Source organism: Bradyrhizobium sp. STM 3843, assembly GCF_000239815.1.
In the GTDB taxonomy this organism is placed as follows: Bacteria; Pseudomonadota; Alphaproteobacteria; order Rhizobiales; family Xanthobacteraceae; genus Bradyrhizobium.
This window is the reverse complement of sequence record NZ_CAFK01000045.1, coordinates 33,392-48,094: the sequence shown is the minus strand read 5'-3', so window position 1 is coordinate 48,094 and position 14,703 is coordinate 33,392. Positions and strand designations below refer to the sequence as shown.

Genomic DNA, 14,703 nt, shown 5'->3' with positions numbered 1-14,703 from the left:
CTGAAAGATGCCCTGTGATCGGTCAGGCGTAACGGACCGCGAGCTGCGCGGCTTTCACGTGATCGGCCTTGGGCGGCGCGATACCCCATTGGTCGGTGCGTCCGGGCGGCCAGACCCAGTGATCGGGACCGCGCACGATATAGCTGTCGTCGACCTGCAGCACCTCGGCGGTGTATTCGATGACGGTGCCCACGGGATCGATGAAGTAGGCGAACACGTTGTCGCCGGGGCCGTGGCGTCCGACACCCCAGGCGATCGGGTAGCCGGCATCGATCATCCGCCCGGCGCCGCGCATCACCCCTTCCCAGGTCGGCATCAGGAAGGCGACGTGGTTCAGGCCGTTGACCTTGGCGCTGGCGATCACGACGGCATGGTGGTCGCTGTTGCAGCGGACGAAGGCCATCGCTGCGGAGCGGTCCGTCAGCCGGAAGCCGAGCGCCTTCTCGTAGAATGCCGCGGAACGGTCGACATCCGTGCTGTTGAGGTTGACGTGGGCGAGGCGCTCGGGGAGCTCCGGCCGCGGCGGTTTCGGCGCATGACGGACATCGCCATGAACGAAACGCAGCACGCCGCCTTCGGGGCCGCGGAGGCTCATGATCACGCCGCCGTCGGGCGCGGCGTTCGGTGTGGGCGCGGAGAGCGGCGTGGCACCCTCTCGGATGGCATCGCGTGAAATAGTGTCGAAATCGTCGTCGTCGGTCAGGCGGAAGGTCACCGCCTTCAATTCGGTGCGCTCGCTTCGGTGCAGCGCCACCACGTGATGATCGCTGCCGGTCGCGCGCAGATAGACTACGCCCTCGGCGTCATCGACGCGCTCCAGTCCCCAGGTGCTGCAATAGAACGCTTCCGAACGGGCGAGATCGGGTGTGCCGAGGTCGACACTGCGCAGGGCCGTGACCGGAAACCGGGGCATGAACGCATCCTCCAGCCGCTCGCGGTCCCGCGGACGGGACGAGACAGCACATCGTTTTGAGGCGGTTCAGACCGCCCGATAAGCTCCTCTTTATTACAAAAAAGATCGCAATCAAACAAAATTTATAAATTTATGGAATTTGGCAGGTGGTCTATATTTAGTCTCAGAGATTCACAGGGGAATTGAACGTGGACGCACTCACGGAGCTCGAGGGGCAGGGCCCATCGACCCAAGCCAGCCATGTCTATGATCGGCTCCGCGAGGACCTGCTGTCGGGCCGGCTTGCGCCGTCGCGCAAGCTGCAGATGCGCTTCCTGACGGAGACCTATCAGACCGGACAGACGCCGCTGCGCGAGGCGCTCAACCGCCTGACGGCCGACGGGCTCGTCGAGGTGCGCGAGCAGCGCGGCTTCTATGTCAAGGATATCAGTCGCGCCGAACTCGCCGAGCTGACCAAGACGCGGTGCTGGGTCGAGGCGCTGGCGTTGCGCGAGTCGATGGCGGCAGCGACGCCACAATGGGAGGAGCAGCTGGTGCTGGCGCAGCATCGGCTGAGCCGCGCGCCGCGTTCACTGAACGCCACCACCTTCGAAGACAATCCGGAGTGGGAGCGGCTCCACCGGATCTATCATCGGGTCCTGATTGCAAACTGCGGCTCGCAATCGTTGATCGGGTTCTGCGGACAGCTTGCCGACCAGCTCTATCGCTACCGCCGGCTCTCGATCCGCAAGGCATTTCCGTCGCGGGCGGTGGGTGACGAGCACGCGACGATCGTCGCTGCTGTGCTGAACGCCGATGTCGAGCTCGCGGTGAAGCTGTTGACCGCGCACTATCAGCGGACCGCCGACGTGATCCTGCAGGATGAGACGATCTTTCCCGAGTTGCGGCGCCCGCCCGCCGTGCAGGAGTAGCGCCTGTCGGCTCAGGTCGTCGCGTCCAGGAAGAAATCCACTCGCTTCTCGACGTGATCGGGCACTTCCTTCTTCAACGCGCGAAGTTCCTCGCCGAGCAGACAGCGGATGAACATCGGGAACAGGATCATATCGATGAATATCCGCGCGGTATCCTCGATCCGGTCGGGGCTGAACCGGCCCTCACCGGCGAGGTCCTCGGCCTGCGCGAGCTCGCCTATGATCTTGGTCAGGTTGCACGTCGCCCGCTTGCGCGCCTTGTCGCTGATCTCGCGCGTCAGCTCCGGAAAACGCGGGCTTTCGGCGATCGCAGTGCGCATCAGGCCGACTGTCTCCTCGGCGAAGGCGCGTTCGATCAGGGCAATTCCGACGCTGATCAGCTTGGCGCGGAAGCTGCGGCCCTCGGGGACGAGGTTGTCGTACTGCGTATTCCGCGCCGCCTGCCGGCCGATCACAGCCGCAAACAACGCCGCCTTGTTGGGAAACCGCGCGTAGATCGTCGGCTTGCCAGCCCGCGCCTGCTGGGCGATCTCGTCGACGCTGGCGCCTTCGAAGCCTTCCGCGAGAAAGATTTTCTTCGCCGCGTCCAGGATGCGCTCTTCGACTTCGCCGGCCCGCTCCAGGGGAGGCCTGCCGACCTTGCCGCGCGCGATCTTGGAAGCAACCATTCGAACTACCATGTCTTGTCAACGAGAACGCGAAGTCTGCACTTGCCTCTGTTTGGCACAGGGGCCGCGAGTCTTCAATCAGTACAACCGGTAGAAGTGTTTGTTGGTCGTTGCTTATTCCCCGGAATATCAGCTTGCATCCGGTGTTCACCGATTCCAGACTGCGGCGAACGATAAGGGGGAAACATGCGTCGGACGCTCGAATATCTGGCCTTGGTCGGTCTTGTCGCTGTGATGCTGTCGCAGCAAGCGCACGCCGAAACGATCGTGCTGCGATCTGAGCTCAAGGCCTCGAACGAAGTTCCTCCGAACGCCAGCACGGCGACCGGAACGGCCGAGGCGAAGTTCGACACGGTGAGCAAGACCCTCACCTGGGAGGTCAACTATTCCGGCCTGAGCGGCCCGGCGCTCGGGGCGCATTTCCACGGACCGAGCGAGGCCGGCAAGAATGCCGGTATCGCCCTGCCGTTCAAATCCGTCACGAGTCCGATCACCGGATCGGCCGTTCTCACCGATGGGCAGGCTGCCGATCTGCTCGCTGGCAAATGGTACGCCAACATTCACACCGCGGCCAATCCCGGCGGTGAGATCCGCGGTCAAATGATCAAGGAATGATCGCGCTCGCGGCTGCACGTCTTAGGCGGCCAGTTCCGGCGATGCCTTCGGGGCCTCGCCGGAGCATGCGCGGCGCAGTTCCAGGAAGTCCTTGAAGCGCCCCATCGGCAGCGGCGGCGAGACCAGGTAGCCCTGGCCCTCTTCGACGCCGCAAGCGATCAGTGCATCGACCTGCTCCTGGTGCTCGATGCCTTCGGCGACGACGCCCATGTCGAGCTCGCCGGCCAGTGCCACCAGCATCTGGACCACCACGACAGCTGATTGGTCGCGCGTGATCGCGTCGACGAAAAATTTGTCGATCTTGATGATGCGGGCGCCGAGCCGCTGGATCGCTGAGAGGCCGCTGTGGCCGATCCCAACGTCGTCCAGCGCGACGCGGAAGCCGAACTCGCTGAGTTCCTTGACGACCGCCGTCGCCTTGTTCAGGTCTGCGAGCTCTTCACGTTCGGTGACCTCGAGCACCACCTGCCGCGTCGAAACCGCGGCGGCCGCGACGACTTGGCGCAGCCGGTCGACGAAGCCGTCACTCAGCAACTGGCGCGGCGTGATGTTGACCGACAGCTTGAACCGTTTGTCCCGCTTCAACTCCGGCTGGAGCTCGCGCAACGCCAAAGCGAGAATCTGCCAGGTGAGCTTCTCGATTCGCCCGCTGCTTTCGGCCAGCGGAATGAAGCTCATCGGCGGCACGGTCCTGCCATCCGCTTTTTCCCATCGCGCGAGAATCTCGCTGCCGACGATGTCTCCGGTCTTCAAGTTGAAAGTCGGTTGTAGATACGGCTTGAACTCGTGCGCTGAAAGCCCGCGATCGAGCTCGGTGACCGGGTCGAGCGGCCGGCTGAGATAGCTCGCGAGCAGAAGGCCGAACAGGATGCCGAGCACGCCGGCCGCAACCATGGTCGGCAGATAGGCGCCGCCCTGCCGGGTGCTCAAGGCTGAAGGGTTCACGTGGATGATGGCGCGCAGCGGGTAACGGTCGGAGACGCTGGTGAATGAGATGGCGTCGGACAGTTCGCTCTGCCCGCCGTTCGGCCGGTAGCCCGCGATGGGCTGCCCGTCGAGCAAAGCGAGCGTCACGTCGCTCTGTGCGCGCAGCCGGATCGGCATGATGTCGAGCTGATTGGCGTCGATCCGGAGGATGCCCGCGAGCGACTGTTGCGCGTTGACGTCGCGCAGCACGCCGAGCGCCGCGCCGGTGAATTGTTCGACCCGAAACAGTCGCAGCACGCGGTCGGCGGACTCGAGCATATCATCGCGCTTGGCCCAGCCATTGTCGAACTCGAGCGTTTCGGAATAGGCCGAGCAGATCACCGAACCGTCGCGGTCAACCGCACGGATGTCCTTTACGGCGCTGCCTTGATACACCTGCAAACGCAGTTTCTGCAGCGCGCCGGCGCTGCAATCCATCACGCCTCTCTCGGCCATCTGGGTCAGCATCGCCCCCGCATAGTCGATGGCGGCTTCGCTGCGGCGGAGCGCCACCTTGCTGAGATCGCTCAGTTGCCGTGAGATCTGGTCGCGGGTCAGGGCGGTCAGCGCCAGATCTGTACAGATCAGAAAGGCGGCGAGCGAAGTCGCCACCGCCGCGATACGGATCACGTATTTTCGCTGCGAGCTCATGAACCCGGCAGTCCTCCCCGCAAAATTGCGGGCATCGTGCGGTGCAATCTTTCAAGATTCCGTATATCTGTTCTGCACAATCGGAACGGCTCGGTCTCCCGGACGGTTAACGAAGTCACAAGCTGTGCGGCATGGACACCACGGCCTTGTTCGCCGGCACCGTCACCTCTCACGCAGCGATCTCATGCTCGATCTCGGGGCTGCGTTTGCGTCGCAATTCCGCCGGTGCGCGACGAGGACGCGCATTCGCCGAGATGGCTGCCAAAGGGGGAGCAAATGTTGGCGAAGGGAACGCCAAACCGATTGATCTCTGTCAGCGACCTGTCAGGTGGTATTTGGCATTATGCGATGTTGGCTGGGATGACCATGCGCCGTTATTGTTTCTCATTCCTCGTGCGCGTCACGCTAGCTGCGCTGCTCGTGCTTGCGAGCTTAGCGGCCACGGCGGCGCGCGAGGATGATCGGGAGCGCCGCGACGCAGTGCGCCGAGCCGTCGAGTCCGGCGATGCCTTGCCGTTGTCGCAAATCCTGCCGAAGCTGCGCGGCCGGGTGGCCGGCGACATCACCGGCGTCGATGTCGAGCGCGAGCACGGTCGATGGCACTATGAATTCCGGGTGATCGCCCGCGACGGTCGCGTGCTCGACGTGCATGTCGATGCGCACAGCGGCGAGATCGAGCGGATCGAGGAAAAGTAATGCGCGTGCTGCTGGTCGAGGACGATCCGCGGCTGGCGTCGGATGTGGCGCGGACGCTGCAGGCTGCCGGCTACCTGGTCGAAACCGTCGCTGACGGCGAGGAGGCCTGGTTCCGCGGCGATACCGAAGATTATGGCGCGGTCATCCTTGATCTCGGCCTGCCCGGAATGGATGGGCTTGCGGTGCTCAAGCGCTGGCGCAGCGTCGGCCGGCAGATGCCGGTGCTGATCCTGACCGCGCGGGCGAGCTGGGCCGAGCGCGTCGACGGCATCGATGCCGGCGCCGACGATTATCTGCCAAAACCGTTCCGCAACGAAGAGCTGCTCGCGCGACTGCGCGCGATCGTGCGCCGCTCCTCCGGTCACGCCTCGTCCGTGCTGACCTCGGGCGATCTGGAGCTGGACGAGCGCCAGATGAGGGTCACTCTGCGCGGTGTTCCGGTGGCGCTGTCGCAGCTCGAATACCGCTTGGTCGCTTATCTGCTGCGGCATAATGGCCGCGTCGTGCCCCAGCATGAACTCGAGGAGAATGTCTATGGGCTCGGGCATGAGCACGACTCCAACGCGTTGGAAGTGTTGGTCCGCCGGGTCCGCAAGAAGCTCGGCACCGACATCATCGAGACCCGGCGTGGCTTCGGCTACATGATCCAGGGGTCATCGGAATGAGATGGGGCTCGCTGCGGCTGCGGCTGGTGGCGGCGGGCACCGTGGCCATTCTGCTGGCGCTTGGCGTCGCCGGCGCCGGCCTGGTCGTGCTGTTCCAGCGCCATGTCGCGCGCACGCTGGCCGCCGATCTCGACGTTCATCTGCGGCAATTGCTGAGTGGTCTCGAGGTGTCGCGTGATGGCCAGATCATCGTCGCCCGGCCGCCGGCGGATCCCCGCTTTAGCGAGCCGCTGTCCGGCCTCTATTGGCAGGTGAGCGATGATCGCGGCCAGCTGTTGCGCTCGCGGTCGCTCTGGGACACCACCCTGGATCTGCCGCTGGATGAGCCCGGGCCGAGCGAGGTGCACCAGCATGAGATCGCCGGGCCCGGCGAGGCCCGTGTGCTGGTGGCCGAGCGCAGCGTCGTGATGAATCCCGACAGCCGCATCCGGGTTCGTGCCGCGATCGCCTCGGATCTGGCGCGCGCGACCGACGCGGTCCGTGCCTTCGCCAAGGACCTGTCGATCGCGCTTGCCGTGCTCGCGCTGGTGCTGGCGCTGGCGACCTCCGTTCAGGTGGGCCTCGGCCTTCGTCCCTTGGCCTCGCTCCAACGCGGCATTGCCGAGATCCGCGCCGGGAAACGGCGGCATCTTCCGGTCGCGGTGCCGACGGAGGTCGCGCCGCTGGTCGAGGAAGTCAACGCGCTGCTCGATGCGCAGGAGCGGGAAATCGTGCGCTCGCGCAGCCGCGCCGCCGATCTCGCCCATGGCTTCAAGACGCCACTCGCGGCGCTGGCTGCCGATGCCGCGCGCCTGAAAGAGCTCGGCGAGATGAAGCTCGCGGAGAATGTCGAAGCGGTGGCCGACGCGATGAGCCGCCAGGTCGATCGTGAGCTCGCGCTGGCCCGCCTGCGTGGGACGGCGCGGACGGGCGGCAGTTCCACGACCCAGTTGAAGCCGCTGCTCGCCTCGCTGGTCACGACACTGGCGCGGACGCCGGCCGGCGCACGTATCGCCTTTGATAATCGTGTGCATGACGACGTGATGATTGCGATCGACCGCACCGATCTCGCCGAGGTGCTCGGCAACCTGCTCGAGAATGCCGCGCGTCATGCCGAGAGCACGGTGCGGATCACGGCGGCGGCGAACCCATTGGCCGTCATCGTCGAGGATGACGGGAGGGGAATCCCGGAGCAGCAGATCGCCGGGGTGCTGGAGCGCGGTGGCCGGCTCGATCAGCAGGCGCCGGGAAGCGGACTCGGGCTCGCGATCGTGCAGGACGTGCTCGAAGCCTATGGATGGCAGCTTCGGATCGGCCGCTCCGAACTCGGCGGCGCCCGCGTGCAGATCGCGCCTGCCGCCATGCGCAGCTCGCGTCCCGCCGGGCAAGCCAAGGCAGCCCAGCAACCCCCGTCATCCTGACAATCCTCATCCTGACAATTCGCTGACATCGCCCGTCAGCCGGGCGGCGCAGGGCGCGGGCTATCACGCAAATGCATCGAGTCGTGCACTCTTGAGCTACGTCATGATGGGCACGGGCTGATGCATCATGATCGGTCGCAAGGAGGCTTGGCCATGCGCATGCGAAACTCCTCCAAGAGCTATGGCGCAGTCGCGATTGCGTTGCATTGGATCGTCGTCCTGGTGGTGCTGGGGGCTTGGTTCACCGGCCGGCTCGGTGATGCATTGCCGCGCGACTCGCACGAGCTCGGCCTGTTCTTTCACATTTCCTTGGGCCTCGCGCTCTTCAGCATCGCGCTGGCGCGTTTTGGCTGGCGCATTGCCGATCCGCCGCCGGCGCCCGAGCCGAGCAAATTCGGCGGCAAAGTGGGCTCCAAACTGGGAACTTGGGCCGGTCGCGCCAGCGAGCTCGTTCACCTCGCCATCTATGCGCTGATGTTCGCGATTCCCGTGTTCGGCATCATGACGCAATTGGCGCGGGGCTATCCGCTGCCGGTGTTCGGCGTGTTGGACATTCCATCGCCCTGGACCGGCGATCGCGCCTTCACGCATGACATGAAGGAACTGCATGAGCTGCTCGCCAACCTCCTGATGGTCCTGATCGGATTGCACGCGGGCGCGGCGCTGGTGCATCATTACGTGCTGCACGATCGTACCTTGCTTCGGATGGTGCCGGGGGCGCAGTCCTGATCTGCGTTCCTCAGGCAGGTGACCTCGTCGGCCAATTGTGAGTTGGAGGTTCGCATGCCTGCGACGCCGCATATCGAAAAGCACTTCACCGCCTCCGAGACCGTGCGCGATGTCGTGATCGGCATGGCCGACGGATTGACGGTCCCGTTTGCGCTCGCGGCCGGCCTCTCGGCCGCGGTGGCCAGCACCGACGTGATCGTGACCGCCGGCCTCGCCGAGGTCGTCGCCGGCGCGATCGCGATGGGGCTCGGCGGCTATCTTGCGGCTCGCACCGATGCTGAACATTACGCTGCGGAAGAGCAGCGTGAGTATGACGAGGTCGATCAGCTCCGCAGCCGAGAGATTGCGGAGGTCGCGACGATCTTCCGGGACTATGGCCTGGAGGGCGAGACCTTGACGTCAGTGGTCAACGCCATCGCCGCCGACCGCAGGCGCTGGGTCGATTTCATGATGCGCTTCGAGCTGGGTCTCGAACGTCCGGATCCGAAGCGCGCGCCGATCAGCGCCGTGACCATCGGCGGTTCCTATGTCGTCGGCGGATTGATACCGTTGATCCCTTATATGCTGGTCCACGACATCGCCACCGCGCTGCCGATTTCAGTGGTCTCGACCGGCTTTGCCTTGCTGGTGTTCGGCGCGATCAAGGGCCACTTCACCGGGGTCAGCAAGATCAAGTCCTCGCTGCAGACGCTGCTGGTCGGCGGCCTCGCCGCGGGCGCGGCTTTCTGGCTCGCACATCTGTTCGGGTGAGCGGCCGCTGAGGCGATTTGATGCAGACGGCGCAGCGGGTTCAAGCAGCCTCGTTGGCCCGCGCCTTGCTGGCATTCTCTGCTGCACGCGAGGCTGGAAGCAGCAGCAGCGCGGCCAGCGCCGACAGGCTGAGGCCAGCGGTGATGATCAGGACCCAGGGGCCGAGCACGTCGATCAACAGCCCGAAGGCGAGCGGCGCCAGCGCCTGACTGATGCGCGATGGTGCGCCGAGCAGCCCGAGTCGATAGGCGTAGTTGTCAGGACCGAAAATCGCGAGCGGCAGGGTGCCGCGCGCGATCGTCAGGATGCCGTTGCCGGCGCCGTGCAGCAGCGCAAAGGCTGCGGCCGCGCCGCCGCCGAACAGGCCAATGGCGCAGGCGCCGATCGGATGGGTGATACAGGCGAGCCGCGCCGAGGCCAGTGGATGAAAGCGGGCGAGGAAGCCGGCTTCGAGCACGCGCGCGGCCACTTGGGCCGGGCCGATCATCATGCCCGCGACAATCGCCTGCGACGGTGTTGCTCCGAACGCCTCGACGATCCGGGGCAGGTGCGCCGCCATCGCCGCGGTCACCGTCCAGGCGGCGGCTACCGCAAACGACAGCAGCAGCATCGGGCGGTCGAATGGAATATGCGGCTTGATCGCGAGCTGGTCCGCCGCAACCGGCTGCGTCGCGCGCGGCAGCGACAGGTCCAGCGGCAGGCCGATCACGAGCTGTGCCAGCGCCCAGGCATAGCAGGTGTCGCGCCAGCCGATCGTCTCCAGCCCTAACGAGCTCAGCGGCCAGCCGATCGTGCTGGCGAAGCCCGCGAACAGCGTGATGCCGGTGATCGCGCCGCGCGCGTCGCGGCCATAGATGCGCCCGAGCGCGCCGAACGCTGCATCGTACAGCCCGAGCCCCATGCCGATCCCGAGCAGGAGCCAGGCGAGCGCCATCGTCCACAGCGAATGCGACGCGCCGAGCAAAGCGAGGCCGGCGGCGAGCACGAGATTGGAGGCGCAGAGTACCTGCCGCCCGCCGACGCGGTCGATCTGCCGGCCGATCCGTGGGCCGAGCAGGCCGGAGATCACCAGCGATGCGGAGAAGGCCGCGAAGAACCAGTTGCGGGACAGGCCGAGATCATGCGCGATCGGATCGGCGAGGATGGCGGGCAGGTAGTAGCTCGAGGCCCAGGCCAGCGTCTGGGCTGTTCCCAGCGCGATCACCACGCCCAGTCGTCTGGCCTGCATTCGTCGAGATCTCCGTCATGAACATCCGCAGCCGGATTTACCGGCCGCCTTCGCCGTCGCGTCGTCAGCACAGCAGCTGTCTACGCGCGCAGGCACCGGGCCGCCACAGCAGCCGGGCAGGGCAGCAATGCTCTCCACACCCCCGCGCGTGCAGACGCCGGTCTCCGGCAGCACGAGTTCGACCCTGGCAGCGGCGTCCTTGTCGCCGGCGATGTCGGCCGCGATCGAGCGCACCTGCTCATAGCCCGTCGTCATCAGGAAGGTCGGCGCGCGGCCGTAGCTTTTCATGCCCGCGAGATAGAAGCCGGGCTCGTCGACTTGCGCGAGTTCGCGGGCACCATGCGGGCGTACCGTGCCGCAGGAATGCTCGTTGGGATCGATCAGCGGCGCCAGCATGACGGGCGCTTCGATCGCCGGATCGAGCCGCAGCCGCAGCTCGCGGAGGGCGGACAGATCCGGCCGGAAGCCGGTCGCGACGATCAGCTCATCGGCGATCACGTGGCGACGCGCCGAAGCGGCGCCGGCGCTGATATGCAGGCGACCGCTTGCATCGGCGATCTGCGTCACGCCGAAATCGGTCTCCACCTGGATTTGTCCGGACCGGACCAGTGCGGCAAATGCCATGCCGAGCTCGCCGCGTGCGGCGAGCTCGTCGTTGCTGCCGCCGCCGAAGGCCTTTGCTGGATCATGGCCGCGCAACAGCCAGATCGGCTGCGTGCCCGGCGCGTCCTTTGCCAGTTCGACCAGATCGACCAAGGTGCCGATTGCGGAGTGACCGGCGCCGAGCACCGCGATCGTCTTGCCGGCATAGCGGCTGCGCTGACTGCCGCGTACGTCCGGCATCGCATAGGCGATGCGGTCGGCGTGGGCCTGTTCGCTGAGCGCGGGCAGACCATTGCCGCCGGCAGGGTTGGGAGTGAACCAGGTGCCGGAGACGTCGATCACGGCATCGGCCTGCAGCGTCTCCTCGCCCTTGCCGTTGCGATATCTGACCTCGAACGGGGCCTGCGCGCGACCTCTGGATTTTACCTTGTCGAACCCGACCCGGCTGATCGCGGTGACGCGGCTGTCGGTGCGGATGACGCCGGACAGCTCGGTCTTGGTCGCAAGCGGCTGGAGATAGTCTTCGATCAGTTCGCGCCCGGTCGGATACACGTCCGGATCGGGTGAATTCCAGCCGGCGGCGGCGAGCAGCCGCCCCGCCGCCTTGTCGACGTTAAATTGCCATGGCGAGAACAGCTGCACATGCTGCCATTGGCGCACTGCGTGCGCTGCCGCCGGTCCGGCTTCCAGCACGATCGGCGTCATGCCGCGCGCGAGCACATGCGCCGCCGCCGCAAGCCCGACAGGCCCCGCGCCGATGATCGCGACCGTCTTATCTGCCGGCATCATATTATACTATCCTTCTAGGATGATCGAATTAAAGAGCGAAAAGGTCATGCTGCGCTCTTGGCGTTTCCACATCCGGCTTCGTCCGCGCAGCATTCGGCCACCAGGAAGTCCACAAGGCCCTGCATCGTCCCGTACTCGGCATGGCACACCAGCGTGGTGCCCTCGCGCTGCTGCGAGATCAGCCCGACGGAGACCAGGGTCTTAATGTGATGCGACAGGGTCGAGGCGGGGATCTTGAGCCGCTCCTGCAGCCGCCCGACCGGCATGCCGGCATGACCGGCGCGCACCAGCGCCCGGTAGATCTTCAGCCGGGTGGTGTTGCCAAGGGCTTCCAGGCGGGCGGCGACGTCGTCGAGCTTCATGGTTGGATGATGGGCTCGCAAACCGCCGCTGTCAAACGGTATTTCTAAAAAGATCGAAATAACGCCTCGTTGCGCCTGCACGTTCATGCGGACCGATCAGCTTTGGAGATTTTGCGCGCGTTCTAGACCGGCCGTGCTGATCCCGTTCGGAGTGGGCGATCGGATCGATCAGTCTCGGCGATGGAATAGTTTCGGATGCCGGGCGTTTTGTCCCTTGAGGCACGAAGCGAACATTCAGGAGGAGTGACCATGTCCGTTCAATATCGCCCACCGATGCTCAAGACTCGCCGCCAGTTCATGAGCGGCGTCGGCGCGATCGGGCTCGCCCTGGTTGCGGCGCCGGCCCTGGCCGACGAGATCGTCGACCTCGACCTGCCTGGCGGCGAGGGCGAGCGCAGCCTGACCACCGCCTTTCCGCAAAAAGGCAGGATGATCCTGCAGCGTACGCGGCCGCCGCTGCTCGAAACTCCATTCGAGGTGTTCGATCAGGGCGTGCTGACGCCGAACGACAGCTTCTTCGTCCGCTGGCACTGGGCCAACATTCCCACCGCGATCGACGCGGCGGCGTTTCGTCTCGAGGTTCGCGGCGAGGTCAACACCATCCTGAGCCTGTCACTGGATGACCTGCTGGCGATGCCATCCCATGAGATCGTGGCGGTGAACCAGTGCTCCGGCAATTCGCGCGGTCTGTTCCAGCCGCGTGTCGCCGGTGCACAGTGGGCGCACGGCGCGATGGGCAATGCCCGATGGACCGGGGTCCGGCTGAAGGACGTGCTCGACCGTGCCGGCGTCAAGGCAGGCGCGGTGGCGGTCCGCTTCAACGGGCTCGATGAGCAGGTCGTCCCCGAGGCGCCCGATTTCATGAAGTCGCTCGGCGTCGATCACGCCCGGGACGGGGACGTGATGATCGCCTATGCGATGAATGGCGAGCAGCTGCCGCTGCTCAACGGCTTTCCGCTGCGGCTCATCGTGCCCGGCTGGTACTCGACCTATTGGGTCAAGATGCTGAACGATATCGAGGTGCTGGCCCAGCCGGACGACGGCTTTTGGATGACCAAGGCCTATCTGATTCCGGACACGCCATTCGCGGCCGTGAAGCCCGGTGAGAGCGGCTACAAGTCCGTTCCGATCAATCGCATGCTGCCGCGCTCGTTCGTCACCAACCGCCGCGACGGTGATCAGGTGACAGCGGGTGCACCGCTCGAATTGCGAGGGATCGCGTTCGGCGGCGACGCCGGCGTGCGCAGCGTCGAGATCTCGGCGGACGATGGCGCATCATGGCAGTCCGCAACGCTCGGCAAGGACGAAGGCAAATACAGTTTTCGCCGCTGGACGGCATCACTCACCCCGGGGAGGGGGCCGCATCGGATCATGGCCCGCTGCACCAGCGAGAAGGGCGACGTGCAGCCCACGGAGACCTACTGGAACGGCTCGGGCTTCATGCGCAACGTGATCGAAACCATCCGCATCGACGCCGTCTGAGGAGCAAACCATGTCGAAGTCTTTCATCATCACCATGGCCGTGCCCGCCGCAATCCTGGGTATGGTGTCGTCAACCGATGCGGCCGCGCCGGGGATCGCATTCAAGTCGGTGACGGTCGACCTGCCGTTCGGAGACGCCACATTCCCGGGCGGCGCGAGCGCAGATGCTATCAACAACAACTGCCTGGCCTGCCATTCGGCCGACATGGTGCTGCGACAGCCGCCGATGTCGCGCACCGCCTGGGCTGCCGTGGTCGACAAGATGCGGAGCGCCTACAAGGCCCCGGTGGCGGGCGCCGATGTCGCGTCGATCGTCGACTATCTCGTGCACACGAAAGGGACCGGGCACGACTAGTTGACATCGAATAATATATCTATAATTCTGGATATATGGAAAACGAGGAAGCCGTCCTGGCATTGGCCGCGCTGGCGCAGCCCACGCGCCTGCAGGCCTTTCGCACCCTGGTGCAGCATGAACCCGACGGGCTGCCGGCGGGCGAGCTGGCACGCCTGCTCGAGGTGCCGCAGAACACGTTGTCGGCGCATCTTTCGGTGCTTGCACGCGCCGATCTCGTCACCTCGGAGCGACGCAGCCGCTCGATCGTCTATCGCGCCAATCTCGCAGAATTCCAGAAGGTCGCGCTGTTCCTGCTGCAGGACTGCTGCGGCGGGCGGCCGGAGATCTGCGCGCCCGTGATCGAGAGCCTGCAGCCTTGCTGCCCGCCGAAGCGAAAGGAGAGAAGCCGTGCCTGAGCATGTCTACAATGTCCTGTTTCTCTGCACCGGCAACTCGGCCCGCTCGATCCTTGCGGAATCGATCCTGATGAAGGATGGGGCCGACCGCTTCCGAGCGTTTTCTGCGGGGAGTGCGCCGAAAGGGGCGGTGCACCCCTTAGCACTGCACACTCTCAAGAGTCTGGATTACCCGACCGATGGCTTGCGCTCGAAGAGCTGGCTGGAGTTCGCCGCTCCTGATGCGCCGGTGATGGATTTCGTCTTTACCGTCTGTGACAATGCAGCGGGCGAGGACTGTCCCGTCTGGCCCGGTCAACCGATGACGGCACATTGGGGAATTGAGGATCCCGCCGAGACCCGCGGTACCGAATTGGAAAAGCAGGCGGCCTTTGTGACCGCGTTTCGCTATCTCAAGAACCGGATCGGGACTTTCGTGAGTCTACCGCTGAGGAGCATCGACAGGCTCGCGCTCGGAACCAAGCTGCGCGAGATCGGACGTTCTGAACGCGCGACTTCTGCCCGAAACGACGTGGCCTGAAG

17 protein-coding genes are annotated in these 14,703 nt (G+C 65.3%); 11 read left to right on the top strand and 6 right to left on the bottom strand.

What is annotated here, in order from left to right; genetic code table 11:
* Nucleotides 1-22: 22 nt before the first annotated feature.
* Complete coding sequence (locus tag BRAS3843_RS06985) at nucleotides 23-913, bottom strand: VOC family protein (protein ID WP_008968083.1); 891 nt, start codon at nucleotides 911-913, stop codon at nucleotides 23-25.
* A 188-nt stretch (nucleotides 914-1,101) separates the two neighbouring features.
* Between BRAS3843_RS06985 and BRAS3843_RS06980 the strand changes: the two genes are divergently transcribed.
* Nucleotides 1,102-1,824, top strand: coding sequence for a GntR family transcriptional regulator (locus tag BRAS3843_RS06980; protein ID WP_008968082.1), 723 nt, complete (start codon nucleotides 1,102-1,104; stop codon nucleotides 1,822-1,824).
* An 11-nt stretch (nucleotides 1,825-1,835) separates the two neighbouring features.
* Here the strand turns inward: BRAS3843_RS06980 and BRAS3843_RS06975 are convergent, their stop codons facing one another.
* Nucleotides 1,836-2,492 carry a TetR/AcrR family transcriptional regulator gene (locus BRAS3843_RS06975; RefSeq protein WP_008968081.1) on the bottom strand — a complete coding sequence of 219 codons (657 nt, stop codon included), beginning with the start codon at nucleotides 2,490-2,492 and terminating at the stop codon, nucleotides 1,836-1,838.
* 186 nt (nucleotides 2,493-2,678) lie between these two features.
* Here BRAS3843_RS06975 and BRAS3843_RS06970 point away from each other — a divergent pair, with 186 nt between their 5' ends.
* Nucleotides 2,679-3,107, top strand: a complete 429-nt coding sequence (locus BRAS3843_RS06970) for a CHRD domain-containing protein (RefSeq protein WP_008968080.1) — start codon at nucleotides 2,679-2,681, stop codon at nucleotides 3,105-3,107.
* Nucleotides 3,108-3,128: 21 nt separating this feature from the next.
* On the opposite strand, the gene BRAS3843_RS06965 is transcribed toward BRAS3843_RS06970, so the two are convergent.
* A complete protein-coding gene (locus BRAS3843_RS06965) occupies nucleotides 3,129-4,724 on the bottom strand; it encodes an EAL domain-containing protein (RefSeq protein WP_008968079.1) in 1,596 nt (531 codons plus the stop codon).
* Between the two features lie 225 nt (nucleotides 4,725-4,949).
* On the opposite strand from BRAS3843_RS06965, the gene BRAS3843_RS42060 reads away from it, so the two are divergent.
* The 5 genes from BRAS3843_RS42060 to BRAS3843_RS06940 all read left to right on the top strand — a co-directional run bounded on the left by BRAS3843_RS42060 (nucleotide 4,950) and on the right by BRAS3843_RS06940 (nucleotide 8,964).
* Nucleotides 4,950-5,420: a PepSY domain-containing protein gene (locus tag BRAS3843_RS42060; RefSeq protein WP_244425140.1), complete on the top strand. Its 471-nt coding sequence runs from the start codon at nucleotides 4,950-4,952 to the stop codon at nucleotides 5,418-5,420.
* Nucleotides 5,420-6,085, top strand: coding sequence for a response regulator transcription factor (locus tag BRAS3843_RS06955; protein ID WP_008968077.1), 666 nt, complete (start codon nucleotides 5,420-5,422; stop codon nucleotides 6,083-6,085). The genes BRAS3843_RS42060 and BRAS3843_RS06955 overlap by 1 nt, the downstream gene beginning before the upstream one ends.
* Nucleotides 6,082-7,485 (top strand): sensor histidine kinase, encoded by a 1,404-nt coding sequence (locus tag BRAS3843_RS06950; protein ID WP_008968076.1) that lies wholly within the window; start codon nucleotides 6,082-6,084, stop codon nucleotides 7,483-7,485. The genes BRAS3843_RS06955 and BRAS3843_RS06950 overlap by 4 nt, the downstream gene beginning before the upstream one ends.
* A 153-nt stretch (nucleotides 7,486-7,638) precedes the next feature.
* Nucleotides 7,639-8,214, top strand: coding sequence for a cytochrome b (locus BRAS3843_RS06945; RefSeq protein WP_008968075.1), 576 nt, complete (start codon nucleotides 7,639-7,641; stop codon nucleotides 8,212-8,214).
* 54 nt (nucleotides 8,215-8,268) lie between these two features.
* On the top strand, nucleotides 8,269-8,964 hold the full coding sequence (locus tag BRAS3843_RS06940; protein WP_008968074.1) for a VIT1/CCC1 transporter family protein: 696 nt from the start codon (nucleotides 8,269-8,271) through the stop codon (nucleotides 8,962-8,964).
* Between the two features lie 40 nt (nucleotides 8,965-9,004).
* Here the strand turns inward: BRAS3843_RS06940 and BRAS3843_RS06935 are convergent, their stop codons facing one another.
* From BRAS3843_RS06935 to BRAS3843_RS06925, 3 genes are read right to left on the bottom strand one after another with little or no spacing between them, the layout of a single operon-like run.
* Nucleotides 9,005-10,192 carry an MFS transporter gene (locus tag BRAS3843_RS06935; RefSeq protein WP_008968073.1) on the bottom strand — a complete coding sequence of 396 codons (1,188 nt, stop codon included), beginning with the start codon at nucleotides 10,190-10,192 and terminating at the stop codon, nucleotides 9,005-9,007.
* A 15-nt stretch (nucleotides 10,193-10,207) separates the two neighbouring features.
* Nucleotides 10,208-11,581: an NAD(P)-binding domain-containing protein gene (locus BRAS3843_RS06930; protein WP_035981005.1), complete on the bottom strand. Its 1,374-nt coding sequence runs from the start codon at nucleotides 11,579-11,581 to the stop codon at nucleotides 10,208-10,210.
* Nucleotides 11,582-11,628: 47 nt separating this feature from the next.
* Nucleotides 11,629-11,946 (bottom strand): metalloregulator ArsR/SmtB family transcription factor, encoded by a 318-nt coding sequence (locus tag BRAS3843_RS06925; protein ID WP_008968071.1) that lies wholly within the window; start codon nucleotides 11,944-11,946, stop codon nucleotides 11,629-11,631.
* A 249-nt stretch (nucleotides 11,947-12,195) separates the two neighbouring features.
* Between BRAS3843_RS06925 and BRAS3843_RS06920 the strand changes: the two genes are divergently transcribed.
* Genes BRAS3843_RS06920 through BRAS3843_RS06905 form a run of 4 tightly spaced genes read left to right on the top strand, consistent with a single transcriptional unit; the run spans nucleotide 12,196 to nucleotide 14,701 of the window.
* Nucleotides 12,196-13,428 (top strand): molybdopterin-dependent oxidoreductase, encoded by a 1,233-nt coding sequence (locus BRAS3843_RS06920; protein ID WP_008968070.1) that lies wholly within the window; start codon nucleotides 12,196-12,198, stop codon nucleotides 13,426-13,428.
* A gap of 10 nt (nucleotides 13,429-13,438) precedes the next feature.
* Nucleotides 13,439-13,783 (top strand): hypothetical protein, encoded by a 345-nt coding sequence (locus BRAS3843_RS06915; protein ID WP_008968069.1) that lies wholly within the window; start codon nucleotides 13,439-13,441, stop codon nucleotides 13,781-13,783.
* A gap of 35 nt (nucleotides 13,784-13,818) precedes the next feature.
* Nucleotides 13,819-14,181: a metalloregulator ArsR/SmtB family transcription factor gene (locus BRAS3843_RS06910; RefSeq protein WP_035980990.1), complete on the top strand. Its 363-nt coding sequence runs from the start codon at nucleotides 13,819-13,821 to the stop codon at nucleotides 14,179-14,181.
* Nucleotides 14,174-14,701, top strand: a complete 528-nt coding sequence (locus tag BRAS3843_RS06905) for an arsenate reductase ArsC (protein WP_008968067.1) — start codon at nucleotides 14,174-14,176, stop codon at nucleotides 14,699-14,701. Before BRAS3843_RS06910 ends, BRAS3843_RS06905 begins: the two co-directional genes overlap by 8 nt.
* Nucleotides 14,702-14,703: the final 2 nt, after the last annotated feature.

What these genes read in the sequence shown, in the direction of transcription:
- BRAS3843_RS06985 (WP_008968083.1), bottom strand. Translation starts at nt 913, where the DNA reads ATGCCCCGGTTTCCGGTCACGGCCCTGCGCAGTGTCGACCTCGGCACA.
- BRAS3843_RS06975 (WP_008968081.1), bottom strand. Translation starts at nt 2,492, where the DNA reads ATGGTTGCTTCCAAGATCGCGCGCGGCAAGGTCGGCAGGCCTCCCCTG.
- BRAS3843_RS06970 (WP_008968080.1), top strand. Translation starts at nt 2,679, where the DNA reads ATGCGTCGGACGCTCGAATATCTGGCCTTGGTCGGTCTTGTCGCTGTG.
- BRAS3843_RS06965 (WP_008968079.1), bottom strand. Translation starts at nt 4,724, where the DNA reads ATGAGCTCGCAGCGAAAATACGTGATCCGTATCGCGGCGGTGGCGACT.
- BRAS3843_RS06955 (WP_008968077.1), top strand. Translation starts at nt 5,420, where the DNA reads ATGCGCGTGCTGCTGGTCGAGGACGATCCGCGGCTGGCGTCGGATGTG.
- BRAS3843_RS06950 (WP_008968076.1), top strand. Translation starts at nt 6,082, where the DNA reads ATGAGATGGGGCTCGCTGCGGCTGCGGCTGGTGGCGGCGGGCACCGTG.
- BRAS3843_RS06945 (WP_008968075.1), top strand. Translation starts at nt 7,639, where the DNA reads ATGCGCATGCGAAACTCCTCCAAGAGCTATGGCGCAGTCGCGATTGCG.
- BRAS3843_RS06940 (WP_008968074.1), top strand. Translation starts at nt 8,269, where the DNA reads ATGCCTGCGACGCCGCATATCGAAAAGCACTTCACCGCCTCCGAGACC.
- BRAS3843_RS06935 (WP_008968073.1), bottom strand. Translation starts at nt 10,192, where the DNA reads ATGCAGGCCAGACGACTGGGCGTGGTGATCGCGCTGGGAACAGCCCAG.
- BRAS3843_RS06930 (WP_035981005.1), bottom strand. Translation starts at nt 11,581, where the DNA reads ATGCCGGCAGATAAGACGGTCGCGATCATCGGCGCGGGGCCTGTCGGG.
- BRAS3843_RS06925 (WP_008968071.1), bottom strand. Translation starts at nt 11,946, where the DNA reads ATGAAGCTCGACGACGTCGCCGCCCGCCTGGAAGCCCTTGGCAACACC.
- BRAS3843_RS06920 (WP_008968070.1), top strand. Translation starts at nt 12,196, where the DNA reads ATGTCCGTTCAATATCGCCCACCGATGCTCAAGACTCGCCGCCAGTTC.
- BRAS3843_RS06915 (WP_008968069.1), top strand. Translation starts at nt 13,439, where the DNA reads ATGTCGAAGTCTTTCATCATCACCATGGCCGTGCCCGCCGCAATCCTG.
- BRAS3843_RS06910 (WP_035980990.1), top strand. Translation starts at nt 13,819, where the DNA reads ATGGAAAACGAGGAAGCCGTCCTGGCATTGGCCGCGCTGGCGCAGCCC.